We start from the raw sequence: 25,406 nt of genomic DNA on the forward strand, positions 1-25,406 counted from the left end.
GGCGCAAGCTTGGACGTCGGTGAACGACTGCAATCGATCCGCAAGCTCAAAGGTCTTTCCCAGCGTGAACTCGCCAAACGCGCGGGCGTCACCAACAGCACGATTTCGATGATCGAGAAGAATAGCGTCAGCCCCTCGATCAGTTCGCTGAGGAAAGTGTTGGGCGGGATTCCCATGTCCATGGTCGAGTTCTTTTCCGAAGAAATCCTGCAGGAAAAACCGACTCAGATCGTCTACAAAGCCAACGAGCTGATCGATATTTCCGATGGCGCAGTGACCATGAAACTGGTCGGCCGGGCGCACCCGAGCCGGGCTATCGCGTTCCTCAATGAAATTTACCCGCCAGGCGCCGACACCGGTGACGAGATGCTCACCCACGAGGGTGAGGAGACCGGCATTTTGGTGGAAGGGCGGCTGGAACTGGTGGTCGGGCTGGAAACTTTTGTGCTCGAAGCCGGCGATAGCTACTACTTTGAAAGTACCAAGCCGCATCGTTTCCGTAATCCGTTCGATGCACCGGCGCGACTAATCAGCGCAGCAACACCGGCAAATTTTTAACAAAAGAGGCGCCCTGCCAGCACGGCCGAGGCACCCGAGACGTTTTACCGTTGCACAATAAGACCCCTTCGACTTTGGGGTTGTTTCAGTGTCGCGGGGTTACCGCTATACTTGCGCCCGCCTGCGAACCGTGGCCGTAGGCGTGACTAGCCACCATTGAGGGTGAACGCGTGAACCTAATTATGAAAATGCTGGCCGTACCAGCAACCGTATTGGCCCTCTGGGCTGTCAGCGCTCAAGCTGCGACGAACGACGAAATTGCCAAACGCCTTGAGCCAGTCGGCCAGGTTTGTGTTCAAGGTAAAGAGTGCAAGGGCATGGAAGTCGCCGCTGCGTCCAGCGGTGGTGGCGCGAAGGCGCCTAAAGATGTGATTGCCAAGCACTGCAACGCTTGCCACGGCACCGGCCTGTTGGGCGCGCCGAAAATCGGCGACAAGGCGGCCTGGAAAGAACGTGCCGACCACCAGGGCGGCCTCGACGGCATCCTGGCCAAAGCCATTACCGGTATCAACGCAATGCCGCCGAAAGGCACCTGCGCCGATTGCACCGATGAAGAGCTGAAGGGCGCAATCAAAGAGATGTCCGGCCTGTAACACGCCTGTCTCTTTCGCGAAAAAGCCGCTTTCGAGCGGCTTTTTTGTGCCCGCTATTTGCCGCCCGAGGCTGGTTATTGCAGCAAAGACCCGGCAAGCTCGGTCCAACCCCACGTCATGGAATGGAAGGGAGGATCGGATGGTGCAGCTGTGTTCTATCGAGCAAGCGGTCGAGGATGTGCTGGCACGATTGCCGGCGCATATTCACATGGGCCTGCCCTTGGGGCTGGGCAAACCCAACCACTTCGTCAACGCGTTGTATCAACGCATCGCGCATTTGCCCGACCGTCAGCTGACGATCTACACCGCCCTGTGCCTCGGCCGTCCTGCGTTGGGTGACGGGCTGCAAAAGCGCTTTCTCGAACCCTTTGTCGAACGGGTTTTTGGTGATTACCCGGAGCTGGATTTTCTCGCCGGCCTGCAGCACGACAATCTGCCCGCCAACATCCACATCCAGCAGTTTTTCATGCAGCCTGGCAGCCTGCTCAACAGTGCGTCGGCGCAGCAGGACTACGTCAGCAGCAATTACAGCCACGCGGCCCGAGACATCAATGCCGCCGGATTGAACCTGGTGGCGCAGATGGTTGCCAGCCATGCGGATCATCCCGACCGCTTGAGTCTCAGCTGCAACCCGGACATCACCCTCGACCTGTTGCCGATGATCGCCAAACGCCGGGCGGCCGGTGAGACCATCCTGATGGTTGGCCAGGCGCACGATGATTTGCCTTACATGCCCGGTGATGCGGAAGTCGGCATTGATACCTTCGACCTGTTGATCGACGAGAAGGACAACACCACCCTGTTCTCCACGCCGAACATGCCGGTGGGCTTCCAGGACCATTTCATCGGCCTGCATGCCAGTACACTGGTGCGCGATGGCGGCACGTTGCAGATCGGCATCGGTTCCATGGGCGACGCGCTGACGGCGGCGTTGCTGGCGCGGCAAGCCGACAATGACGGTTATAAAGCTTTGCTGGCGGACGTGAACCTCAGCCAGTGGGCGCAACTGATCGAGCGCGAAGGCGGTATTGAACCGTTCGCCAGAGGCCTTTACGGTTGCAGCGAAATGTTCGTCAACGGTCTGCTGGTGCTGGCCGACGCCGGCATCGTGCGACGCAAGGTCTATCCAGACGTGCCCACCCAGCAGCAGGCGAATGCCGGCACCCTCGACGAGGCGGCGCAAACCGACGGCATCTCGGTGCATGGCGGTTTCTTTCTCGGGCCGCGCAGTTTCTATGAGCGCTTGCGAGCGTTGCCGCAGAGCAAGCGGCTCGAATTCAACATGACCCGCATCAGCTACATCAACGAGTTGTATGGCCAGGAAGAGCTCAAGCGCCTGCAGCGCCTTGATGCGCGGTTCATCAACACGGCGTTCACCGTGACCCTGTTGGGCGCTGCGGTGGCGGATCAACTGGAAGACGGCCGCGTGCTCAGCGGCGTCGGTGGGCAGTACAACTTTGTGGTGCAGGGCCATGCGCTGCAAGGCGCACGCTCGGTGTTGCTGCTGCGCAGCTGGCGCGAGTCGGGCGGCGAGGTCAGTTCCAATATCGTCTGGGAGTACGGCCACTGCACGATCCCGCGGCACCTGCGCGACATCGTGGTCACCGAATACGGCATCGCCGATCTTCGTGGCAAGACCGATGCGGCGGTGATCGAAGCCTTGCTCAATATCAGTGACTCACGCTTTCAGCCAGGGCTGATCGAACAGGCGCAAAAGGTTGGCAAGCTACCGAAGGATTTCCGTCTCGATCCGCGCTTCACCGACAACCGCCCCGAGCGTTTGCAGGCGATTCAGGCGCGGCACGCGCAGCTGTTTCCGGAATATCCGTTGGGCTGTGATTTCACCGACGTGGAGCGGGATGTGTTGCGGGCGCTGAACTGGTTGAAGAGCAAGTTCAAGCTGAGCGAAGTGCTGGAATTGGGCAAGGCTGCGCTGGATGCGCCGGAACCTTCGGCCTTTCCTGAGCATCTGGAGCGGATGCGGCTGACGAGTCCTAAAGGGCTGAAAGAAGATCTGTATCAGCGTTTGCTGCTCACCGGCCTCAAGGCCACTGCGCAATAACTGCCCACCCAAAAACCAACTGTGGGAGCTAGCCTGCTAGCGATTTCAGCCTGTCGGTCATGAAGGTGGTGACTGACACGACGCCATCGCTAGCAGGCTAGCTCCCACAGGGGTTTACGGTGTGGCGGCGTTAGTCGATGAAGGTCACGACGCCCCCAGCCAGCGACTTGACGCGTGCCAGCGATTCAACGCGATAACCCTGCGAATCCAGCTCCGCACGGCCACCCTGGAACGACTTCTCGATCACGATGCCCAGGCCGGCAACTGTCGCGCCAGCCTGTTTGATGATCGAGATCAGCGCCTGGGACGCTTTCCCATTGGCCAAAAAGTCATCAATGATCAGCACGCGGTCGCTGCTGGTCAGGTGACGCGGGGAGATGGCCACAGTGCTTTCGGTCTTCTTGGTGAACGAGTAAACGGTCGCCGACAGCAGGTTTTCAGTCAGGGTCAGGGACTGTTGCTTGCGGGCGAAAATCACCGGCACGCCGAGGTTCAGGCCGGTCATGATCGCCGGAGCGATGCCCGAGGCTTCGATGGTGACGATCTTGGTGATGCCCGAGTCCATGAACAGCGTGGCGAATTCGTCGCCGATCAGCTTCATCAGGGCCGGGTCGATCTGGTGGTTCAGGAAGGCGTCGACCTTCAGGACCTGGTCGGAAAGCACGATGCCTTGTTCGCGGATTTTCTGGTGCAGGGCTTCCATGAAGCTGTCCTCTGTTGGCGCGTTGTACGCCCTAAGGTTTTAAAAAAGTGGTCAATTCTAGCGCTTTAACATCGCGCGTATATCTGCCAATGCGTTGTTTCCGCGCACGGCTTTGACTTCGGTCGGCGTGTCGTCGTTGCCTTCCCAGGCCAGGTCGTCCGGCGGCAGCTCATCGAGGAAGCGGCTCGGCGCGCAATCGATGATCTCGCCGTACTGCTTGCGCTTGGCCGCGAAGGTGAAGGCCAGGGTCTGACGCGCGCGGGTAATGCCCACGTAGGCCAGCCGGCGTTCTTCTTCGATGGTGTCGGCTTCGATGCTGGAGCGGTGCGGGAGGATTTCCTCTTCCATGCCCATGATGAACACGTAGGGGAATTCCAGGCCCTTGGACGCGTGCAAGGTCATCATCTGCACGCCTTCGGCACCGTCTTCCTCTTCCTGCTGACGCTCCAGCATGTCGCGCAGGACGAGTTTGCCGATGGCGTCTTCGACGGTCATCTCGCCTTCTTCGTCCTTCTCCAGGGTGTTTTTCAACGCCTCGATCAGGAACCAGACGTTACCCATGCGGTAGTCGGCGGCCTTGTCGCTGGAGCTGTTGGTGCGCAGCCAGTTCTCGTAGTCGATGTCCATGACCATGCTGCGCAGGGCCGAGATCGGGTCTTCACCGGCGCACTGCTCGCGTACCCGGTCCATGAAGCGCTTGAAGCGCGACAGGCGATCGGTGAAGCGGCTGTCCAGATGTTCACCCAGGCCGATTTCGTCGGTAGCGGCGTACATCGAGATTTTTCGCTCGGTGGCGTAGTTGCCCAGTTTCTCGAGGGTGGTGGAGCCGATTTCCCGGCGCGGCACGTTGATTACCCGCAGGAAGGCGTTGTCGTCGTCCGGGTTCACGATCAGGCGGAAGTAGGCCATCAGGTCTTTCACTTCCTGGCGCCCGAAGAAGCTGTTGCCGCCGGACAGGCGATACGGCACCTGGTGATGCTGCAGTTTCAGCTCGATCAGCTTGGCCTGGTAGTTGCCGCGATAGAGGATCGCGAAATCGCTGTACGGCCGGTCGGTGCGCAAGTGCAGGCTGAGGATTTCCATGGCCACGCGCTCGGCTTCGGCGTCTTCGTTGCGGCAGCGGATCACGCGGATCTCGTCGCCGTGGCCCATTTCACTCCACAGCTGCTTTTCGAATTCGTGCGGGTTGTTCGAAATCAGCACGTTGGCGCAGCGCAGGATGCGGCTGGTGGAGCGATAGTTCTGCTCCAGCATCACCACTTTCAAGGACGGGTAGTCGTCCTTGAGCAGCATCAGGTTTTCCGGGCGGGCGCCGCGCCAGGCGTAGATCGACTGGTCGTCGTCTCCCACCACGGTGAACTGGTTGCGCTTGCCGATCAGCATTTTCACCAGCAGGTATTGGCTGGCGTTGGTGTCCTGGTATTCGTCCACCAGCAGGTAGCGCACCTTGTTCTGCCACTTTTCCAGGATGTCGGCGTGTTCTTCGAACAGCTTCACCGGCAGCAGGATCAGGTCGTCGAAGTCCACTGCGTTGAACGCCTTGAGCGTGCGCTGGTAGTGGGTGTAGACGATGGCGGCGGTCTGTTCCTTGGGGTTGCGGGCGTTTTCCAGGGCCTGGGCCGGCAGGATCAGGTCGTTTTTCCAGGCGCCGATCATGTTCTTGATCTCGTCGACGCCGTCGTCGCCCGAGTATTCCTTCTGCATGATGTCGGTCATCAGGGCCTTGACGTCGGTCTCGTCGAAGATCGAGAAGCCCGGTTTGTAGCCCAGCCGCACGTGTTCCTTGCGGATGATGTTCAGGCCCAGGTTGTGGAAGGTGCAGACCGTCAGGCCACGACCTTCACCGGCGCGCAGCAGGGTGCCGACCCGTTCCTTCATCTCGCGGGCGGCCTTGTTGGTAAAGGTCATGGCGACGATGTACTGGGCGCGGATGCCGCAGTTCTGGATCAGGTGCGCAATCTTGCGCGTGATCACGCTGGTCTTGCCGGAGCCTGCACCGGCGAGCACCAAAAGAGGGCCGCCGACGTAGCTCACGGCTTCTTGCTGCCGGGGATTGAGTCGGGACATAGGTAAATTCAGGAGTCAGTCACGAAATGGGCCGGCATTTTAACAGGCTCAGCGATTTGTGCTGCTCTCTCCGACTTGTGACGCACAACGCGATCTCTATTTGCCGGTTTTGTTACTTTCACGCAGGATGCGCAACGAATTTGCGTCTAATGTACGTAATTCCGGATACAAAGGCCTTGTTTGATAGCTGATGTCATTGTCATTAGTTATCGGCACGGCATAATGCCCGTCGCCTACATCTTTGCAGAGTCTAGGGAGCTAGCTTGTCTACGCCTGTCGAACCCTTGCGTTTGCTGCTACTGGCCGAAGAGCCAGCGTGGGCAGCGTTGTTGCGCGAGTGTCTGGCTCCGATGGGGAGCTCGACCGTGCTCATCAGCGCGCCGAGTTGGGAGTCGGTCAGCAGTCTGTTCGATGACAACCGCAGTGCGGTGTTATTGACGATCCCGGCACTTCAGCCGGCGCCGGGCCGTTGCAGTCTGCCAACGGTGTTGCTGCTTGAACACGAACCGCTCACACCGCCCGACGGCGTCAGCGACTGGCTGGTCCGCGACCATCTCGACCCCGGCATGCTGCGCCGTTGCCTGCGCCATGTGCGTGAGCGCGGTGTGCTGGAAAACACTCTGCAACGCCTGGCCGAGCAAGACCCGTTGACCGGCATCGCCAACCGACAGGGTTTTCAGACCCTGTTGGCGGCGCGACTGGCGGAACACGACGGTCGCGGCCTGGCCCTTGGGCACCTCGACCTCGATAACTTCCGCCATGCCAACGACGCCCTCGGCCATCAGGCGGGTGACCGGTTGATCCTGCAAGTGGTCGCCCGGCTCAAAAGCCAGCTCGAAGCCGGTGATCAGCTGGCGCGACTGGGCAGCGATGAGTTCGCCCTGCTGATCGATACCCGCCGCGCCCCGCAGCGCGCCGAATGGATGGCCGAACGCATCACCGAAGCGCTGGCCGAGCCCTATTGGGTCGATGGCGAAAGCCTGTTGATCGGCTCCAGCCTGGGCATCGCCCACGCTCGCGCCCAGGCCGGTGCCGACCCGTTGATGTGGCACGCGCACATCGCCATGCAGCAGGCCAAGAGCACACAAGGCTGCACTTTTCATATCTTCAACGAGCGCATCAATCGTAATGCCCGCAGCATCGCCGATCTCGAAACCGAGCTGCGCCGAGCGTTGCGCCGCGATGAGCTGGAGCTGCATTACCAGCCACGCCTGAACCTTGCGGACGGGCAAATCGTCGGTCTCGAAGCCCTCGTGCGCTGGCGCCACGCTGAGCGCGGTTTGCTGCCGCCGAGTGAATTCGTGCCGCTGGCCGAGCAAAGCGGTTTGATCGTGCCGCTGGGCTACTGGGTGATTTCCCGTGCCCTGCGTGACATGCAGGCGCTGCTGGAGCTGGGCTTGCCGCCGTTGCACATGGCGATCAACCTATCGTTCCGCCAGTTTCAGGACAGCCAGTTGCTGTCGACCCTGAGCCGGTTGATTGCCGAGCGCGGCGTCGAGGCGCAGTGGCTGGAATTCGAATTGACCGAAACCGCGGTCATGCGCCGCAGCGATCTGGTGAAGCAAACCATGGATGCCCTCGGGCGTCTGGGTGTGCGTTTTTCCCTCGACGACTTCGGCACCGGGTTCTCGTCGTTCGTGCACCTCAATAGCCTGCCGATCACCTTGCTGAAGATCGACAAGAGCTTTGTCGGTGGCATGGAACAGCGCGAAGAGAACCGCAAACTGGTCCACGCGATGATCAACCTGGCGCACAACCTCAACCTTGAAGTCGTCGCCGAAGGCGTGGAAACGCCGGAGCAACTGGATTTGTTGCGCGGGTTTGATTGCGATCAGGTGCAGGGCTATCTGATCAGCAAGCCGCTGGCGTTGGCCGAGTTGGTGGAATACCTGACATTTGGCAGCAACCAGCAGGCGCCGCTGGAAATCGTGGTCTAACCAGCACCACACCCGTGTAGGAGCTGGCTTGCCAGCGATGGCGGTGGGTCAGTCGACAAATGTGTTGAATGACAAACCGCGTTCGCTGGCAAGCCAGCTCCTACAGGATTCTCATTCGGCCTGGATGGCGTCGAAACGTTCTGCCACCGGCTCCCGCCGAATCATCCGCTTCATCTTCCACTCAAACGCCAGTGTCAAACTGACCGCCGCACAAGCCAGGCCCAACGCCAGACCCCACCAGACTCCCGTCGCCCCCCAATTCAGATGAAAGGCCATCCACCACGCCGCCGGTGCGCCGATCAGCCAATAGCAACCCAGGCCGACCAGGAAGGTGGTCTTGGCGTCCTTGAGCCCGCGAATACAGCCCATGGCGATGGTTTGCGTGCCGTCGAACAACTCGAACCATGCCGCCACCGCCAACAGACTCACGGCCAGGTTGATGACGTCGCGAAACGCCGGGTCGTTGTGATCCAGGAACAGGCCGATCAACTGATGCGGCAGCAACCAGAACACCATCGCAAAGCACAGCATCGCCGCGGCACCGAAGGCGATGCCGACCCGACCGGCCAGTCGCGCATCGAGTAATTGCCCGGCGCCGTAATGCTGGCCGATGCGCATGGTGATCGCATAGGACATCCCCGCAGGGACCATGAACGCCACCGAGACGATTTGCAGGGCGATCTGATGCGCCGCCAGTTGCGTGCTGCCCATGGTGCCCATGCACAGCGCCGCGAACGCAAACAGCCCGACCTCCACGGCATAGGTGCCGCCAATCGGCAGGCCCAGGCGCCACAGTTCTTTCAGGTACTGCCGGTTGAGTCGCAGTAACCCCTGGCGCAACGGATAGGCGTCGTAAGCCGGATGCCGGCGAATGTGCCACGCCAGTGCCAGAGCCATGAGATTGGCGACAATCGCGGTGACCAGGCCGATGCCCATCAGACCGAGTTTCGGCAGGCCGAACATGCCGGTGATCAACGCGTAATTGAGCAGGAAGTTGGCCACCGTGCCGCCCAGGCTGATGACCATCACCGGCGTCGCGCGGCCAATGGCGCTGGTGAAACCGCGCAAGGCCATGAAGCTCAGGTAGCCGGGCAGGGCGAAGGGCAAAAAGATCAGGAACTGCCCGGCCGCCTGGACGTTGCTGTCGGTCTGGCCGAACAGCAACAGCACCGGTTTGAGGTTCCACAGCAGCAACCCGGCACCCAGCGCCATCAACCAGGCCAGCCACACCCCGGCCTGGGTCAGGCGGGCCGCGCCGAGAATATCGCCCGCGCCCTGACGGATCGCCACCAGGGTGCCGACCGCCGCGATCACGCCTATGCAGAAAATCGACACGAACGAATAGGACGCCGCACCGAGCCCGCCGCCGGCCAGTGCCTCGGGGCTCAGGCGCGCCATCATCAGGGTGTCGGTGAGGACCATCAACATGTGCGCCAACTGCGAGGCAATCAGCGGCCCCGCCAACCGCAGGATGGCCCAGAGTTCAATACGCGCTGGATGCTGCATGGTCATCACGCTCGAATGTCAGAGAGAACAGGAAAGCGTCGATTCTCGGCGCTTCGCGGAGTTTGCACAAAGGGATAAAAAGGATGGGTGGCATGATTCAAACTCATGCTGGAGAGTTTCTGCTAGGGTGGCGGAACCCCGCTATAGGAGCTTTCCGAATGTCACGTCGTCTTCCTCCCTTGTATGCCCTGCGCGCATTCGAAGCGGCGGCGCGGCATAGTTCGTTTACCCGCGCAGCGGAAGAGCTGTCGATTACCCAAAGTGCGGTCAGTCGGCATATTCGTACCCTCGAAGAGCATTTTGCCTGCCGCTTGTTTCATCGCAGTGGCCGCAACCTGCAACTGACCGAGTCCGCCCGTTTGCTGTTGCCGGGTATCCGCGAAGGCTTTACTGCCCTTGAACGCGCCTGCAACACCTTGCGCGCCGAAGACGACATCCTGCGCATGAAAGCCCCGTCGACCCTGACCATGCGCTGGTTGCTGGCGCGCCTCAGCCGCTTCCGCCATTTGCAACCGGGCAACGAGGTGCAATTAACCAGTGCCTGGATGGATGTCGATTCGGTGGACTTCAACGACGAGCCATTCGACTGTGCAGTGTTGCTCAGCAATGGCCATTTCCCGCCGGACTGGGAGGCGAGTTACCTGTTCCCCGAGGAGTTGATCCCGGTAGGCGCGCCCAATCTGTTGAACGATCAGCCCTGGGATGTGGCGCGCCTGGTCAACACCGAACTGCTGCACCCGACGCCTGATCGTCGCGACTGGCGTAATTGGCTGGAGCGCATGGGCCTGGCCGAGCAGGTGTCGCTCAAGGGCGGGCAGGTGTTCGATACGCTGGAGCTGGGCATGATCGCCGCCGCTCGAGGCTACGGTGTGTCCATGGGCGACTTGTTGATGGTGGCGGAAGATGTGGCCCAGGGTCGTTTGAGCCTGCCGTGGCCGACTGCCGTTGCCAGTGGGGAGAAATACTACCTGGTCTGGCCGAAAACCCGCCCCGGCGGCGAGCGCATGCGCCGTCTCAGCGACTTTCTGCAAGGCGAAGTCCGGGCCATGGAGCTGCCTGAAGTCGTGCACTTGAGCTGAAACGATGAAGCCCCTGAAGTAGCGGCCTTGCGCCATATCCTAACTCATTGCTCAAGTATTGCCGTTTGCCGCCGAAAATCTCCTCGTAGGACCTTCGTGCAGGTTCGACGCTACCCCCATTACTAGAATTTTTGCTGAGCATGCGTCGCGATCAGGATGATCCGTTCGCTCGGCCAGGAGCTGTCATGTCTCAACCTCGTGCCCGGATCGCTTCACAGCTTGGTCTTGCGCTTGCCGTGATACTGGCGATTGTCATCACCGGCAGTACCTTGTTCGCCCTGCGTTCGCTGGACACGGCCAACCTGGCCACTCGCGAAGAACACCTGGCCAGTGAGGCCCGGTTGTTGGCCGATCAGTTGAGCACCTTTCACGGCACCCTGCGTGAAAGTACCCAGCGCCTGGCGGGTCTGTTCGAAAAGCGTTTCAGCGCCGGCCTGAGCGTGCACCCGGATGAACCGGTGGCCGTCGCGGGTACGCAGACGCCGGGTCTGCATCTGGGCAGCGAAGTGCTGAACAATAATTTCAAGGAAGTGGACGACTTCAAGCAGATGACCGCCGGTGTGGCCACGGTGTTTGTGCGCAGCGGGGAAGACTTCATTCGGGTCAGCACATCCCTGACCAAGCAGGATGGCAATCGCGCGATCGGCACGCTGCTTGATCACGCCCACCCGGCCTATGCGCGGCTGATGGCGGGGCAGAGCTACGTTGGGCGCGCCTTGCTCTTCGAACGCTTCTACATGACGCAATACACCCCTGTGCGCGATAGCAGCGGCAAGGTGATCGCCGTGCTGTTCGTGGGCTTCGATTACACCGACGCGCAGAATGCCCAGTTCGAAAACCTCAAGCGCTTCCGTATCGGCCAGACCGGCTCTCTGGCGTTGCTGGATGAGCAAAACAAATGGCTGGTGCCGATTGCGGGTGTGCAGGCGCTGGATCAAGCGGTCCCGGCCGTCGTGGCGCTCGCGAAGACCCCGGGCAAGGGCGATTTCTGGAACGACTCGTCGCAAGACTTCTACAGCATTGCTGTGCCATTCGAGGACGGTCCGTGGTCGGTGGTGGCGAGCATGCCAAAAACCGAAATCAGCGCCGTGACCTGGAGCGTCGGCATCCAGTTGGCCATCGGCAGCCTGCTGGCGATGTTGATCGCGGTGGGTTCGGCGGTCTGGTTGCTGCGCAGCAAACTCGCGCCGCTGGGTGATCTGGTACGTCAGGCCGAGGCCTTGGGCGCGGGTGACCTGAGCGTGCGCCTGAGCGTGACAAGCAACGACGAAATCGGCCAACTGGCCCGCGCTTTCAATCAGATGAGTCAAGCGCTCTCGACCATGGTTGAGCACATCCGCAACGCGTCGATGGAGGTCAACAACCGTGCCCAGGCCTTGTCCGGTTTGTCCGGTGGCGCTTATGAAGGCATGGAGCAGCAGTCGGGCGAGATCACCAGCATGGCCGGTGCGGTGGAAGAGTTCAGTGCCACGTCCCTGAACATCGCCGACAACATGGGCAGCACCCAGCGTCTGGCGCAGGAAAACGCCCAGCAAACCCAGATCGGTCGCACGTCGATGGACGAAGCGTCCTCGTCGCTGGAACAAATCGCCGGGGCGTTGAACAGCACCGCGACGGTGATCAACACCCTGGGACAACGCTCCCAGGAAATCGGCGGCATCGTCGGCGTGATTACCTCGATTGCCGAACAGACCAACCTGTTGGCGCTGAACGCCGCGATCGAAGCCGCCCGCGCCGGCGAGCAGGGTCGTGGCTTCGCCGTGGTGGCCGATGAAGTGCGCAATCTGGCGTCACGTACCCGCCAGGCGACTGACGAAATCTCCGGCATGATCCAGAGCATCCAGCAGGAAACCGGCAACGCCATCAGCACCATGGAGCAGGGTAACCTGCTGATGCAGGAAGGCTTGTCGCGCAACGCCAATGTTGCTTCGGCACTGGCGCGGATCGACGAACAAAGTCGCTCGGCCGGTCAACAGTTTGCGGCGATCACCACCGCGACTCAGGAGCAGAGCAGCACCGCGACCTTGCTCAGCAGCAACCTGCAGAGCATTGCCCTGGCCAACAGTGAACAGCGTGAGGTGGTGTCCAACCTGGCGGTGACGGCCAAAGAACTGGAGAAACTGGCGGCGGATTTGCGTTCTGAGGTCGACCGGTTTCGTTGAGGTGCTTTTGAAATAGCTTTCGCGAGCAGGCTCGCTCCCACATTTGATCCCGGTCGGCTGCAAGGCGTGGATCTCTGTGGGAGCGGCGCGGTATAAGCGTTCACTGCGTCGCCGGCCGATACTGCAATGCTTCCGCCAGATGCTCGCGGCTGATCCCCTCAACTTGCTCCAGATCAGCCAGCGTCCGCGCTACCTTCAACAACCGATGCGCAGAACGCAGCGAAAGGGTCAGCCGCTCACAAGCGGTTTCCAGCCAATGCTCATCGGCTGTGGATAACGTGCAGTAGCGGCGCAAACCCGGCAAATCGAGAAAAGCATTGGCACATCCCTGACGCTTCTGCTGGCGTTCCCTGGCTTCGGCCACGCGTAACGCCGCGCTGGCACTGTCCTCTCCCGGTTTGATGACTGGATTCAACGCCGTGGCCTCGCGCGCCACGGTCAGGTGCAAATCGATGCGATCCAGCAAGGGGCCGGAGAGTTTGTTGCGATAGCGCTGCACCATGTCTGGCGTGCAGGTGCAACGACCGCTGGGTTCGCCGAGAAAACCGCAGGGGCAAGGATTCATCGCCGCGACCAATTGAAAGCGCGCCGGAAAACGCACGCGATCCTTCGCGCGGGAAATCACGATATGGCCGGATTCCAGGGGTTCCCTCAGCACTTCCAGCACTTTGCGCTCGAACTCAGGAAGCTCATCAAGGAATAACACCCCGTGATGGGCGAGCGTGATTTCGCCGGGTTGCGGTTTCGAGCCGCTGTGACATGGGGAAATAGATGCAGTTATGACCCGCTACAGCCCGCATTTTGTCGTATGATTTTGAGCTAATAGGTGCAACAAAATCCTACCAATAGGTGCAACTGGCCGTCATATGGATAGAAATAGCTGCAACCATCCTCCGTTTTCCACTGCTCGCCGTATTAAACCAACGCGACGAAGCCTCTCTGGGGTGTTCGCTTTTCGCGGAGAAGCGGTTTCCTATGAATCTCTGCTTGAGCGCGACTTCCTCCGTCGCATGGATTTCGACCAGTCAGTAGTAGCCGTCGCCTCGCAACCAGTGAAGCTGGATTTCGTCTCATCGAATGGGCGGTCGTACACCTACACGCCGGATTTCTTGGTTTATTTCACCGAGCGTTCGGGGATTCGCCCAATGCTGGTGGAGGTCAAGCTGGAGGAGGAGTGGCGAGATAACTGGCGAAGCTGGTTGCCCAAGTGGAAGGCTGCGTGGCGTTATGCTTCGGAGCAGGGGTGGGGGTTTCACATCTACGACGAGTCGCGAATCAGGGGATTGCCGCTTCAAAACATCCAGTACATCGAGCGCTTCAAGCGCGCGGATTATTCGGAAGAAGATTCCGATGCGGTTATTCGAACTGTGGCGGAAATGGGTACAGCTCCCTTTCACTATCTACTCGCCCGACACTTCACCGGTTTTGAGCACCAGGGGGCTTCCCATCTTTTCCACCTGATCGCCACTCGCCAACTCGATTGCGATGTCGATCAGCCCTTTGACGAGTTCCTTGAGCTATGGGTGACAGCGTGAGCGACGAAATGGAATCAAGCCCTCAGGGGCTAAAGATTGATCGGTCATTTATCAGCATCGTCGTAGGGCAATTGGTCGCTTACCAAAAGGAAGTATTTCGGATAACCCAGGTCCTGGACTTCCAGTCCATCCTTGCCATCAACGTTGAAAGCGGCCACGCAAAAGTCCTGCGAATTGCGGAGCTCAAACCGGTACTCGCCGAGAAGGTCAAAGGTCTCTATATCGACCACGATTTAGAGGACATCGGTACTGAGGAGTGGGCAACCGCGCAAATGCGCTTTTCTGTGATTGCTCCCCTCCTGAATAACGAAGGGCAAAACAAGGGCGTTGTTGAAAAGAGGGCCAAGGAAGCTGGCGTCGATACGGTCACAGTCTATCGATGGCTGAAAAGGTACAAAGAGTACGGAGAGGTTACTGCACTCATACCTTTCAAGCGTGGCTGGTCCAAGGGACGGCAACGCACTTCCGATGAGGTTGAAAAAGTCATCTCTGAAGTCATCGATGAATTTTTTCTTTCTGATCAGCGATACACCATAACCGCCACCATTGCTGAAGTGGTCAGTCGGTGCAAGAAGCGTAAGTTGACGCCACCGAATGGTTCCACCGTGCGGGCGAGGATCAAAAAAGTCCCCGATAAGGTCGTTCTGCGAAGACGTGGTTACCAAGAGCTCGCGAACAACAAATACACAGCTCGACCAGGCATTTTGGCTTCTGAGTATCCGCTGCAGATTGTGCAGATCGACCACACACCAGCGGACATGATCGTCGTTGACGATATCCATCGTAAGCCCATCGGGCGCCCCTGGCTCACCTTGGCGATCTGCGTCTACTCGCGGATGGTCACTGGCTATTTTCTTTCTATGGATGCCCCTTCAGCGGTATCGGTTGCCATGTGTCTAGTGCATTCAGTTTTGCCGAAGGAAGGGTGGCTTAGCTTGCACGGCGTTGACGCCGAATGGCCTGTATGGGGCAAGCCTGTAACCGTGCATAGCGACAATGGCCCGGACTTCAGGGCTCATAGTTTGATTCAGTCTTGCATCAATCACGATATCAAACGTGAGTTTCGCCCTAAAAAGAAACCCCATTGGGGCGGGCATATCGAACGCCTGATGGGCACCTTTTCCTTGATGAACAAAAAGGACAAAGGCACCACTTTCAGTAACCCGACTGAGCGCAAAGGTTACGACTCCGATAAAAAATCCATCTACACATTCGCCGAATACGAAGAGCGACTTGTCAGGAACATCATCAAGTACAACAACACTTACCACGAGGAGATTTCGATGGCTCCTATCCGCAAGTGGAACATTGGGTTCTTCGGGGATAAAGAGCAGCCATCCTTGATCCCTTTGCCACCCAGGGTGGCAGACCCATGGACCTTTCAGCTGGATTTCCTGCCTTCTACACGCCGAGTTATCCACCCCTACGGTGTGGAGATGGATGCAATGTATTTCACAGAAGCGCTGAGGCCATGGATCGGGGCGACGGATGCGAAAACGGGGAAAGCCCGCAAATTCATCTTCCGTCGTGACCCTCGGGACATCAATCGTATTTGGTTCTATGACCCTGCGGTCAAAGAGTATTTTGAGGTCCCCATCACTCGCTCACTCTTCTCCGGGACAACAGTGGCGGAATATGTCGCCGCCAAGAAGAAAGCGAGGAAGGAGGGTATGGAGGCCATTGATCACGAGCTGATTGAGCGATTGTTGCAGGAGAACAAAGAGCAGGAAGCGGAGTCAGCTGCACGCACCAAGCAGGCGCGGAAGAAGGTGCAGAAGCGCACCAACAACGCCAAGGGCGTCACTCCTGCTTCGCCTAAACACCGTGAAGAGCCTACTGCTCCGGTAGTGCCTCAAGTTGCTAATCAAGGCCTGTTGTCTGCAGACGACGTGGAGTCTTTTGGAGAGGTATGGTGATGGAATACTCGCATATCGCTCCGCAGTTCCGCTCAGTGATGGATTTGTCTGATCTTGAGCGTATCAAGTTCATGGAGGAGGCCCGCTGGGTCGATTACCCGGCTGGTAACAAACTCCTAGACTTGCTCAATGGCCTGCTGCTCAAGCCTCCTCGTCCACGGATGCCCAATGTGCTGGTGGTAGGTGCTTCCAACAGCGGCAAGACTACGGTGATCCACCGCTTCAAGAAGCTATGTGGGGAGCCTTACATCAGTGATGACGGTGTGAGCGTCCGGCCAGTGGTGTACGCCGAAATCCACAAGCCCGATGAGCGTGAGCTTTACAACGCCATCCTCGATAATTTTTGGGCCCCTCACAATCCTGCAGCTCCCTTAGCAAAATTGCGTCACCAGGCGATCCATCTTATTCGTGAGGCAAGGACGCGAATGCTCATCATCGATGAGATTCACACCGTCAACAACGGATCACCCACCAAAAAAGCCGATGTTATGAATGAGCTGAAAATGCTCGCGAACATTCTGCAAATTCCACTTGTACTGGTGGGAACTCGCGTGGCCCTTCAGCTCCTACGCCTTGATCCTCAGTATTCGAGCCGATTCGAGGTTCTTTCCTTGCCAAACTGGGAAGTGAATCCCGACTTTCAACGTTTCCTGAAAAGCTTCGAATCGGTGCTGCCCCTGAAGAAGCCATCCAGACTGTTCTCTCCTGATCTCGCTACGCTGATTCATGTGATCTCGGAGGGGGATAACCGGCAACGTTGAATACCTGTTGCAGGAGTGCGCGAAAGAGGCCATTCAAACTGGCTCTGAGCTGATTGACCGCCGCCTGCTTGAGAAAAATCAATGGATGCGGCCTACCAATGGTTCGCGGGAGCGAATCCTGTAAATGCGACTTGGCCCCTGGTGCCTACCTTGCTGCCGGATGAAATCATCTCGTCCTGGCTGGTGAGGTGCGCACTGGCGCAAGGATGTGATCCTTTGACGTTGACAGGTTCCCTGTGGCCAGGCGTTAGATTCTGGTGCACAGATCCCGATAAAGGTTTGAGTAAATCGCAAGCAACTGATTTGGGAGTATTCGCTGGCATGCCTGTTGAGGTCCTAAATTCCTCAACCCTGGCATCCATTCGTTCTGCTCTATCCGAGCAAGGTGATTTTCCCAATGCGATTACGCCTTGGATTCTCTGCCTGGGGCTTCGAAATCGACGACGCAGTGGTGGGCTCCAGTACTGCCCACAGTGCTTTGTAGAACGTCAGCCGTATTATGAAATCCAGAGCAGACTGGCTTGGCATTCGATATGTCCAATCCATCAACTGACACTCTTGGACAGATGTCAGTGCTGTGGCTCGCCATTGTGTCCTCATCTACTGACACCGCCCGAGGAAGATCTTGGCCGCTGCCATCGGTGCCGATTTGAGCTTAAGTCGGCTATGGGTAGGACCATATCCAGTGACGCTATGTGTCTCCAGTACGCTGCCGATCGCTTGCTCGCTGGAGAGACCCAGTTTTACGGTGATGAGCGTCTGGGAGTGCCTGACTGGTTTTATCTTTGCCGGTGGATGCTTGGCATTCTGCGTTCGGCTGCAAGAGCGCGTAGCTCGAGTTCAAAACAGTTTTTCCAGCGTTTGAACGTGGATTTTGAGGCACTCACGCGCCCGTCCACTGGCTTGCCGTTTCAGTACCTTACGCCGATGGATAGAGCTCACCTGTTAGCAGATACTTGGAAGATGATACAGGCAGGCCCTGAAAGTCTTGCTCAGGCCTGCTCCGAATTCTCAATAGCGCCCTCGTTAATGCCACTCCCTGCGGGCAATCCACCTGCTTGGGTCATGTCGATTATCGTAGGACTGCAGGGCCGCCGGAGCAAAGGCGATATTCATCATCATGCTGATGCTCCTCGCTCCGGAAAAAGCGTGCTGATGCAATGGCACAGATTGCTTAGGAAAACCAAACGATGACGGTCGTTAAAACACTGCCACTTGCCTGTGACCAGTGTCAGAGGCCTATGGAGAAGGCGAAGAAGGTACACGGTGGGCGTCGCTACTGTGCGACGTGCTATCCACGGCTTTTCAAGAGAAGAATTTGCTCCGGGTGCGGCAACTTTGCGCGCCTTCACATTGATGAAAAACAGCCCAAGTGTAGGAAGTGTGAACTGCTCGCACCTTGTGTCCGTTGCTCCAGAGTCGGCCGCCCGGTTGGGATGATCACTCCGTTTGGCCCTGCATGTAACAGCTGCGCCCACTACTACAAGGAACCTGAGCCTTGTGAAGTATGCGGAGTGCCGAGTACTCGATTGACCCGGGTACTCAAGATCGATCCGAATGTCAGGTGTTGTCCTTCATGTGCCAGGAAGGGTTTCGCTACCTGTCCCAATTGTCGACGACATCGTGTTCTCATTCCTGGTGAGAATGGCGTTGGCTTGTGCCGTGCTTGTACGGAGCAGGGTGAAATTCACTGTGAAACCTGTCAGGAGCCAATGCCGGCGGGGCGCGGAAAACAATGCGAGGCATGCTCCTGGAAAAAGGCATTCGAGCGGCGTTTGAAGGTGAATGTGGAAACGTTCGAGCTTCAACATACTCGCCGGCTGTTTATCGAGTTTGGTCAATGGCTGGAGGGCCGTCTTGGTGCTCATCAAGCATTTTTGAAACTTCTCAATTACATGCCTTTTTTTGATTTTTTAACGAGTCAGCCGAGTGGGATCCCGTCCTACTTTTCCTTGCTTGAGCACTTCCATGCGGATGGCATTCGGAGAATGAAAACTCCGATGCTGTGGCTTAAAGAAGCCTATAGGGTGGAAGCTGATCCACTGATGCGGGAAACCCATTCCGAGAAACGAAGGATTGAGGAGCTACTTCGTTCTGTGCCCAATGGGACCGTGTCGTCAGCGTTTGGCAAATATCATGCGTTTTTGATGATGAAAGTGGCTGAGGGCACGACGACTCTCCGCTCGGTGCGCCTTTCGTTGAGAGCCGCAGTGGGGGTTCTTGGCGAAGCGTCATCGTCACTCGACGAGCTGCCGACCCAGGAATCAGTTCGGCACTACCTTTCCAAAACCCCTGGTCAAAAAGCTGCAGCACAAGGGTTCATTGGTTATTTGAATCGTACTCTTGGTCTGGACTTGGACGTGACTGTTAGCAAAAGAACCTTGGCTCGTGTCAAAAGGGAAAAGCTTGAACATGAACTCATGGCCATGCTCAGCGGTGGCGGCTCTGGTGAGACGTTCGAACGCGGCTGGATCAAAGTAGCGCTGATGTTTTTCCACGGTCTGACCAGCATCAACAAGAAATCGCTTCTATACGACCGTGTATCGATGGATGACCAAGAAGGATTTCAGGTTCAGCTTGGTGGTAAGGAATACTGGGTTCCTGTGCCGGATGATGCAGGCGCAATGGATTTTCAGGCTTATCGACCTCTCGAATAAGGAGGAAAGCCCACATGAAACAATTACAGAGCTGGACGGTTAAATGCCAGGATCCCGGAGACAACAGCGGGGATGTCATCGTCGATCTGCCTGATGAGGTGCTGACGGTTATGGGGCTTGGAATCGGCGATCAACTGAGTGTCGAGCTGGTTGATGGTGTGATCGTGTTGAAACCGATCCGCGATGCAAACCCAAAATCTCGAGGTGAATAGCCCTAGCTATTGGTTTTAGTGTTTTGCTTCGAATTGCAGTCAACCTAATCCCCCCCGGTTAAGATCCCCACTTTCCGAAAACATAGTGTCGAAACGAGGGTTGTATGGCAGAAGAAAATGACAAAAACTCTGAGGTTATTGATCGCAAGCCCAGCGGATCTACGCCAGATGAACAGACCAGTCCACTTTTTGCTGGCCTCATAGAAGCCCATAAAGTCGCCCAAGAAGCTGCTGTAAAACTTGCGTCTGCTGTACAGACTCCAGCATTTCAACGCTTTTTGAGACAAATCGACAGCGTGCTTGAAAGGATTATGATTCAGGCAGCGCCAGTGCTGGAAGCTCTTTCCAAGATAGATTGGCATGAAGTTCATGCAAAGATCGAAAGTCTTCCTTCGCGTTCAAAAAACGCGATGAATAAGGCTGCTGAACAAGGCTGGTTCTTCGGTTGGAATGGTTCGCTTGCAGATGTGATCTCGTTAGTTGACGGGGTCGACGAGCTTTCGGCGATTGAGTTAGATGATTTTTTGGCTCAGTACCACAGAGACAATTTGGATGCTTATTCGTCTGCCTTGATGAGTAAATACCCTAGTAGGATGCCAGCAATAAATGCCGCTATTGAGGCACATAAAACAGGAACGCCAAGCGGTTACCTACTAGCAATCCCAGTTCTAATTGCTCAAGCAGATGGGGTACTTTCAGAGGTTACTGAGACAGAATCCGCGTTGCAGAAAGCAGAAAGGAACAAAGATCAATTAAGAGCTGCGAAATGGCTACAGGAAAAGCTATCAGATAATGCACGATCACTTGATTTGGTGCACCCGATACTTAATCTTCATTCGCAAGACCTGTTCAAATCCTCGAGGCAAAGGACTAAGGCAGCTAATGCATCGGGACAAGAATTTTCGGCATTGAACCGCCATCAAGTCATGCACGGCGAGGTTTCGGATTATGGGAATGAGTTGAATAGTCTCAAAGCGTTCTCATTTCTTGTTTTTGTTGGACTGCATCTACCATACATTTTAGCTGACATGTCTAGTGAGCCACTAAGTGAAGAACAAGTAACCGAAACACCTGCCCCCTAAATTTCTTAACTTATTCGAGCGTTTGCTTTTAGCTCTGACAGACCTAGCCCCACTGTCCGCGCTTGACCGACGTTCAGACAGTCGTAGCAAATATCAAACGGCTGAACGTATCCGCTCGAAAATGCCCGTGGATCCAACAGTTTTTCACGTCACTGCTAGGCTTTCTATTCGCAGAGCGAAGGGGCACATGGCAGGTTCAGAAATTTTATCTAGGTTCAACGGGGCTGAGTCACCACAGGAAGGAATTCTAGTGATGCTGATAAAAGTCGAGCGAGGACGCACGTCGGATGACTGGATTGTTTGGATGAATGCGTGCTGCGTTAAATTTCGTAGCTATGCAGAAGCCGAAGCGTTCGTGAAAAAATTGAAGGACCGAATAAATGCGTCTCATCCCTACCCAATGGCTCTAGATAGGCTAGTAGTCGAACTGCCTTAGCTGTCCCAGCTCCAAAGCGTCACACCCATGTACGGTCATCAAATTGCAATCGCCGACAGCAAAATTCGCGCTACCCATGCACTCATTCTTTTGCCGCTACTTTGGGCGTTTTTTGCCCGATGATTTTGGCAACTGTTTCGCTACTTCAGACAACTGAACCTCTGCCTTTTGAAGTGCAGACGCTGCGCACTCTGACCAGACCGATTGAAGAGGAGAAAGGTCTTTCTCAACTAGGGCCTTTTGGCACCACTGGTAGTGGTCATGCCAGTCGCCCAGGGCGGATTGAAGTGCTTTGAGCAGGCTCGCTTCGCTTTTCGACAAGGGTGACAGGCCCGGAAAAGCTTCCGTCACATAGCGGGTGCGTTTGACCAAGATGCGCAGTTCGTGTCGATCAAATTGCACGTCTTCTATAGCGGTATGCAGACGATCGACTTGTTTACGCAATGCTTTCCGAATCTGATGCTGGATGTGCTCCAACCTGCCATCAAGCTCGACCGCACGAAACCCAGCTGGCCAAGCATCCAATGCCGCCATCAGCTGTTTCAGTGGCATACCGGCTAGGATAGCGTCATAGCTGGAGTTCAATCGAGACCTTCTGACCTGCGCCAGCTTTGGAAATCCTTGTTCCTCCAGTTCCTGAACGATGACTTCCAGATCGCGCGCGGGTGTCGTGTGCCTACCAACCTGTGCTGCTGCGTCGTTCAGTTCTGCCATTTCGTCTATTGCGCGGAACGGCCTTAATAAGCTTCTAATACGCCGGACGGCAATCCTCAAATCGTGCAGTGCTTCGCTATCCGTGCGAGCCTCCAGGCGTGCTCGTGCATGGTAAAGGGCGACGTGTAGGCTAATGATTTCGGCTGCGAACTTATCCACAAACGTCATTCAGTCGAACCCCTTTGTTTAGATATCCAGAGAGGGCTATCAGCGACTGATGTTTTATTGCACGTCCGTACGGCTCATCAGCTGCATTGTTTGCTCACTGTAGCCTACATTTCTGTTTCAGATTTGAGTCAATCGCCTCTAAAGCGATTGCGTCTAGGTACTGCGTTCGACCTGGCATCCTCGCCTTCAATCTCACTCCCTGTCCTGCCATTGATTCAGGTGGCTATCGTCGTCACTCTTTATGAGCCAAAGTTGACACTGTTATTACGTTAATATTAAAGCTATTTTGCAGAAGGGGCATTTTGGATGTGCAGCTTCAGTTGGTTTTGAGATGAGTTGTCCTGTCAGGGTTAAGTCCACATTAACAACAAACGAAATAAAGGTGAATAAGCGTAATTTTTCCATTGATTCCGCATATGGATGCAATAGCTTTTTTTTCATCAAGTATTTCAATATATTTAGCGCGCAAAAACCGATATGCCCAAGAATAAAGATATTCCTCTTTATAAAACCAATTCAGGAGAGTTTTATGTCCAAGCATGAGCGACAGAAAAGTTTAACACTTCAAATTAAATGGCTTCGCGCCTTAGCGATCGCATCAGCATGCGTGGCGGCTACGGTTTCTATACAGGCCTCGGCACAAGATGCTCATGAGCAAGCGGCGCCGAAGTCATCGTCGCAAGTCGAAGCGCCTAAAACATACCTAATTAATCATCTACGTATTCCTGGGGGAGTTCCCAACTCCCAAAGTTTGGACTACTTAGAGAAAGTGGAGGCAACTGTTGCTCCATTTGGTGGAAAGTGGCTTGCCCAAGGACCTGTGGAAGTGGTCGAAGGAAGTTGGCCAGGTTATGTGGTCCTGATGGAGTTCCCAAACCACAAAGCTGCGACAGACTGGTATAAGTCCACTAAGTATCAGTCAATACTTCCACTTCGTACAAATAATTCAATATCGGATATTATTTTCGTTGACCATCTTCCCGAAGGCTTTACGGTGAAGGGTTTCGCAGAAGGTGTGCGGAGCAAAGTTGCTGGAAAATAAAATGACGGAAAATTCGACAAGTTTAGTATTGCGTTAGTTGTCGAGAATTTCGTTATTCAACCAGCATTATCAGGTGGAGCGGAAACGCAAAATCTGCACGCCATCGAAGGGGTCTGTTAGGTAGTGCGCCTGCACACCGAATGCGTCATGCGGCGTCGTGTCAGCACGTCAAGCGGTTTGCCGAGTGCTATCAACCGACCCTCTTCGAGGATGGCCAATCGATTACAGGTCAGCGCCTGAACCACCATCTGCAGGATTGCCATCTGATGGTGGATATCCAGGTTATTGGTCGGCTCTTAGTGCAGTAGGGTTTCCGGGCGCCAGGCGAGCGCTCGGACGATGCGTGCACATTGTCGTTCACCCCAGGACAGACTGCGCCAAATGTGCTTGAGCAGGTGCGTGGCGTCGATGCCGGCCAAGGCCTGGTGGACGATAACATCATCAGTGTCCGACCAAGGACTCAGGGCCGACAGCCAAGGTGTGTGTCACAGGGCAACGGCATCGAATAACCGAGCTCAGAGCGCCTCTACTAGCGGATATATATACCGATGAAGTCCCGGAAAATTACCGACTGATTCGCATCATAGACTTTGACTTCCATGGTATGGAGACCTCTATAGCGAGTTCCCTCGCTAGCACTCACGGTGCGTCCGGCGAAGAAAGCCTGATACCAAGACTTTTGCTCGACGATCACTTCCTCATCGAGCACTGGGAATTCCCCTTCCGACTCATCCTTCTGAGCCTCCGCACCGTGGTTTCGCTTAGTGAACACCACCTTCAACGGGAAGGACGCGTTGCCGTAGACGCGTTTATCGATAGTCACTCGAAAGTCCAGGCCCTGCTCTTTCTCTAGGACCCGAGACACGGATGGATAAAAGTGACTGGCATTGTCCCCCTTCGTATAGCACTTGAACTCAATCCCGTCACAGCTCACCACCTTGGACCCCGGGAACTTCGCTTTGAATTCCGCAGGGAACGGCAGCAAGTCCCGATAGACTTCGCCTTTCAGCTCACGAACCCTGTATTTGTGCTGAACACCTTGGCGATCGGTATACGTCTTATTTAGGGTGTCAATGTCCTTCCATTCCTTGTTTTCCAGAACGCGCTTTTTCTGGACAAAGAACTCGGGGAAATCCATGACTTCAAGGATGTTCGAGCCCAGCATGACCGCATTTTTTCTGGCCATACTTTGCAGCTTGGCTGCTACGTCCACATAGAAAGACGTTGCTGTGACCTCGAAGACACTGGAGAACCCGTATGAGCTCCACAACACTTGGTGATCGCCGCCATAATCAAGACCTACACGGAAGCCGATCTCCCGGGCGTCAAACCCTTCCTCGCCAAGCACAGGGATGATAGTGCGCTCCATCGTCGCCTGAAGGGCCGAGGTACAGTTAATGGCATTCACTACGCTATCGTCCCGTAGAACGCTTTTGCTGCCAAAAAATGCCAGCAACGCGTCCCCCATGAAGCGGTGAACGTGCCCGTCCATCGCGCGCACGGTTTCCGAGGCCACTCGTAGGATGAGGTTTTTGATCCAGTACACGTCATCCAGGTCGTACAAAAACGACAGTCTGGTTGAGTTTTTGATGTCCAGAAATAGGGAGCATACGTGATGACGATCAGTCATCGATGTCCCCGCCAGATGCCGGAAATCGGGGTGCGCGCCGATAGGAGACGTGTTTACAGCTTGCTTGCCGAAAGCAGGCCGAATCTGCTCCTGAATTGAGTATTCGGTGTCCACGCCCCCTAAAGGGAAACGCTCTGCGCCGTTTACGCTGTCGAGCATCGCATCCGCGGCGTAGCCCTCGAACCTTTCATTCACTGGATACGACTCTAGAGCCGCCTTCGTGACGCTGCGCTTCGCTCGCGCATCCTTCACTAAGCTTCGAAAGGCTTCCTTACCGATACCTTCCATCATTTGGCGATCCCCAAGGCAGCATCTAAAAGTCCCATCAAAAGAAGCAATGCGACGGGCACGAAATTTGACCAGATCAACACCAGCATCAGTGCCTTGATAGCCTGAAATTTGCCCGACAAAATCTTGGATACTGTGAATATCTGCTGAGAAAGATCCTTGATCAAATCTTCTGCATTCAGCGCAGATATCTTTCCGTGATACCCCCCGCTTCCGCCTTTGGTGGCAGAGATGTCTCCATAGAAAATCAGCGAGTCATCCACTGGACTTGCCCCTACAAAACCGGACACCAACTCCC

General features: G+C 56.3%; 20 protein-coding genes and 2 pseudogenes. 14 read left to right on the forward strand and 8 right to left on the reverse strand.

Translation table 11 applies throughout. The annotated features are described in order from the left end of the window. The first annotated feature begins 9 nt into the window (after positions 1-9). From M5G20_RS28180 to M5G20_RS28190, 3 genes are all read left to right on the forward strand, one after another. Positions 10-558 (forward strand): cupin domain-containing protein, encoded by a 549-nt coding sequence (locus tag M5G20_RS28180; protein WP_007947433.1) that lies wholly within the window; start codon positions 10-12, stop codon positions 556-558. A 182-nt stretch (positions 559-740) separates the two neighbouring features. Continuing rightward, on the forward strand, positions 741-1,151 hold the full coding sequence (locus tag M5G20_RS28185; RefSeq protein ID WP_273921899.1) for a c-type cytochrome: 411 nt from the start codon (positions 741-743) through the stop codon (positions 1,149-1,151). Positions 1,152-1,290: 139 nt separating this feature from the next. Beyond that, a complete protein-coding gene (locus M5G20_RS28190; protein ID WP_273921882.1) occupies positions 1,291-3,213 on the forward strand; it encodes an acetyl-CoA hydrolase/transferase C-terminal domain-containing protein in 1,923 nt (640 codons plus the stop codon). 130 nt (positions 3,214-3,343) lie between these two features. Here M5G20_RS28190 and M5G20_RS28195 read toward each other — a convergent pair whose 3' ends face one another. Beyond that, a complete protein-coding gene (locus M5G20_RS28195; protein ID WP_273921883.1) occupies positions 3,344-3,916 on the reverse strand; it encodes a xanthine phosphoribosyltransferase in 573 nt (190 codons plus the stop codon). Positions 3,917-3,973: 57 nt separating this feature from the next. Then, complete coding sequence (rep, locus tag M5G20_RS28200; protein ID WP_007989511.1) at positions 3,974-5,983, reverse strand: DNA helicase Rep; 2,010 nt, start codon at positions 5,981-5,983, stop codon at positions 3,974-3,976. A gap of 263 nt (positions 5,984-6,246) precedes the next feature. Here rep and M5G20_RS28205 point away from each other — a divergent pair, with 263 nt between their 5' ends. Beyond that, complete coding sequence (locus M5G20_RS28205) at positions 6,247-7,920, forward strand: putative bifunctional diguanylate cyclase/phosphodiesterase (protein ID WP_273921884.1); 1,674 nt, start codon at positions 6,247-6,249, stop codon at positions 7,918-7,920. Positions 7,921-8,031: 111 nt separating this feature from the next. On the opposite strand, the gene M5G20_RS28210 is transcribed toward M5G20_RS28205, so the two are convergent. Continuing rightward, the gene (locus M5G20_RS28210; RefSeq protein ID WP_273921885.1) at positions 8,032-9,426 is read right to left on the reverse strand and encodes a NorM family multidrug efflux MATE transporter; all 1,395 of its coding nucleotides are present in this window, start codon (positions 9,424-9,426) and stop codon (positions 8,032-8,034) included. A 158-nt stretch (positions 9,427-9,584) separates the two neighbouring features. Here M5G20_RS28210 and M5G20_RS28215 point away from each other — a divergent pair, with 158 nt between their 5' ends. Together M5G20_RS28215 and M5G20_RS28220 are read left to right on the forward strand one after the other, a co-directional pair. Then, complete coding sequence (locus tag M5G20_RS28215) at positions 9,585-10,505, forward strand: LysR substrate-binding domain-containing protein (protein ID WP_273921886.1); 921 nt, start codon at positions 9,585-9,587, stop codon at positions 10,503-10,505. A 185-nt stretch (positions 10,506-10,690) separates the two neighbouring features. Further along, on the forward strand, positions 10,691-12,667 hold the full coding sequence (locus M5G20_RS28220) for a methyl-accepting chemotaxis protein (RefSeq protein WP_273921887.1): 1,977 nt from the start codon (positions 10,691-10,693) through the stop codon (positions 12,665-12,667). Positions 12,668-12,767: 100 nt separating this feature from the next. Here the strand turns inward: M5G20_RS28220 and M5G20_RS28225 are convergent. Beyond that, positions 12,768-13,418 (reverse strand): annotated as a pseudogene (locus M5G20_RS28225) (ATP-binding protein); the annotation flags it as partial. A 193-nt stretch (positions 13,419-13,611) separates the two neighbouring features. Here M5G20_RS28225 and M5G20_RS28230 point away from each other — a divergent pair. From M5G20_RS28230 to M5G20_RS28255, 7 genes are all read left to right on the forward strand, one after another. Continuing rightward, positions 13,612-14,202: a TnsA endonuclease N-terminal domain-containing protein gene (locus M5G20_RS28230; protein ID WP_273921888.1), complete on the forward strand. Its 591-nt coding sequence runs from the start codon at positions 13,612-13,614 to the stop codon at positions 14,200-14,202. Further along, positions 14,199-16,118: a Mu transposase C-terminal domain-containing protein gene (locus tag M5G20_RS28235; RefSeq protein ID WP_273921889.1), complete on the forward strand. Its 1,920-nt coding sequence runs from the start codon at positions 14,199-14,201 to the stop codon at positions 16,116-16,118. Before M5G20_RS28230 ends, M5G20_RS28235 begins: the two co-directional genes overlap by 4 nt. Next, on the forward strand, positions 16,118-16,879 hold the full coding sequence (locus M5G20_RS28240) for a TniB family NTP-binding protein (protein WP_273921890.1): 762 nt from the start codon (positions 16,118-16,120) through the stop codon (positions 16,877-16,879). The genes M5G20_RS28235 and M5G20_RS28240 overlap by 1 nt, the downstream gene beginning before the upstream one ends. Positions 16,880-16,960: 81 nt before the next feature. Then, entirely contained in the window at positions 16,961-18,073 is a 1,113-nt protein-coding gene (locus M5G20_RS30395; protein WP_443218330.1) for a TniQ family protein, read from the forward strand. 518 nt (positions 18,074-18,591) lie between these two features. Continuing rightward, a complete protein-coding gene (locus M5G20_RS28245) occupies positions 18,592-19,536 on the forward strand; it encodes a hypothetical protein (RefSeq protein WP_273921891.1) in 945 nt (314 codons plus the stop codon). 14 nt (positions 19,537-19,550) lie between these two features. Further along, the gene (locus M5G20_RS28250) at positions 19,551-19,748 is read left to right on the forward strand and encodes an AbrB/MazE/SpoVT family DNA-binding domain-containing protein (RefSeq protein ID WP_273921892.1); all 198 of its coding nucleotides are present in this window, start codon (positions 19,551-19,553) and stop codon (positions 19,746-19,748) included. Between the two features lie 104 nt (positions 19,749-19,852). Further along, a complete protein-coding gene (locus M5G20_RS28255) occupies positions 19,853-20,830 on the forward strand; it encodes a hypothetical protein (RefSeq protein WP_273921893.1) in 978 nt (325 codons plus the stop codon). Positions 20,831-21,362: 532 nt separating this feature from the next. On the opposite strand, the gene M5G20_RS28260 is transcribed toward M5G20_RS28255, so the two are convergent. Continuing rightward, positions 21,363-22,148, reverse strand: a complete 786-nt coding sequence (locus tag M5G20_RS28260) for a CHAD domain-containing protein (RefSeq protein WP_273921894.1) — start codon at positions 22,146-22,148, stop codon at positions 21,363-21,365. A 382-nt stretch (positions 22,149-22,530) separates the two neighbouring features. Between M5G20_RS28260 and M5G20_RS28265 the strand changes: the two genes are divergently transcribed. Beyond that, on the forward strand, positions 22,531-23,190 hold the full coding sequence (locus M5G20_RS28265; protein ID WP_273921895.1) for a DUF1330 domain-containing protein: 660 nt from the start codon (positions 22,531-22,533) through the stop codon (positions 23,188-23,190). Positions 23,191-23,259: 69 nt separating this feature from the next. Here the strand turns inward: M5G20_RS28265 and M5G20_RS28270 are convergent. From M5G20_RS28270 to M5G20_RS28280, 3 genes and pseudogenes are all read right to left on the reverse strand, one after another. Continuing rightward, positions 23,260-23,702: pseudogene (locus M5G20_RS28270) on the reverse strand (histidinol phosphatase); the annotation flags it as partial. Between the two features lie 17 nt (positions 23,703-23,719). Continuing rightward, a complete protein-coding gene (locus M5G20_RS28275; protein ID WP_273921896.1) occupies positions 23,720-25,111 on the reverse strand; it encodes a nucleotide-binding domain-containing protein in 1,392 nt (463 codons plus the stop codon). After that, on the reverse strand, positions 25,108-25,406 hold a 299-nt coding region (locus tag M5G20_RS28280), incomplete at its 5' end, for a hypothetical protein (RefSeq protein ID WP_273921897.1). The genes M5G20_RS28275 and M5G20_RS28280, both read right to left, overlap by 4 nt.

The sequence above is a fragment of the Pseudomonas sp. TNT2022 ID1044 genome (assembly GCF_028656895.1).
GTDB classification, from domain to species: Bacteria; Pseudomonadota; Gammaproteobacteria; order Pseudomonadales; family Pseudomonadaceae; genus Aquipseudomonas; species Aquipseudomonas reinekei.

Bases quoted from the DNA above. Each gene is read 5' to 3' on its own strand.
- M5G20_RS28185 (WP_273921899.1), top strand. From the start codon at position 741: ATGAAAATGCTGGCCGTACCAGCAACCGTATTGGCCCTCTGGGCTGTC.
- M5G20_RS28190 (WP_273921882.1), top strand. From the start codon at position 1,291: ATGGTGCAGCTGTGTTCTATCGAGCAAGCGGTCGAGGATGTGCTGGCA.
- M5G20_RS28195 (WP_273921883.1), bottom strand. From the start codon at position 3,916: ATGGAAGCCCTGCACCAGAAAATCCGCGAACAAGGCATCGTGCTTTCC.
- rep (WP_007989511.1), bottom strand. From the start codon at position 5,983: ATGTCCCGACTCAATCCCCGGCAGCAAGAAGCCGTGAGCTACGTCGGC.
- M5G20_RS28210 (WP_273921885.1), bottom strand. From the start codon at position 9,426: ATGCAGCATCCAGCGCGTATTGAACTCTGGGCCATCCTGCGGTTGGCG.
- M5G20_RS28215 (WP_273921886.1), top strand. From the start codon at position 9,585: ATGTCACGTCGTCTTCCTCCCTTGTATGCCCTGCGCGCATTCGAAGCG.
- M5G20_RS28220 (WP_273921887.1), top strand. From the start codon at position 10,691: ATGTCTCAACCTCGTGCCCGGATCGCTTCACAGCTTGGTCTTGCGCTT.
- M5G20_RS28240 (WP_273921890.1), top strand. From the start codon at position 16,118: ATGGAATACTCGCATATCGCTCCGCAGTTCCGCTCAGTGATGGATTTG.
- M5G20_RS30395 (WP_443218330.1), top strand. From the start codon at position 16,961: ATGGATGCGGCCTACCAATGGTTCGCGGGAGCGAATCCTGTAAATGCG.
- M5G20_RS28245 (WP_273921891.1), top strand. From the start codon at position 18,592: ATGCCGGCGGGGCGCGGAAAACAATGCGAGGCATGCTCCTGGAAAAAG.
- M5G20_RS28250 (WP_273921892.1), top strand. From the start codon at position 19,551: ATGAAACAATTACAGAGCTGGACGGTTAAATGCCAGGATCCCGGAGAC.
- M5G20_RS28255 (WP_273921893.1), top strand. From the start codon at position 19,853: ATGGCAGAAGAAAATGACAAAAACTCTGAGGTTATTGATCGCAAGCCC.
- M5G20_RS28260 (WP_273921894.1), bottom strand. From the start codon at position 22,148: ATGACGTTTGTGGATAAGTTCGCAGCCGAAATCATTAGCCTACACGTC.
- M5G20_RS28275 (WP_273921896.1), bottom strand. From the start codon at position 25,111: ATGATGGAAGGTATCGGTAAGGAAGCCTTTCGAAGCTTAGTGAAGGAT.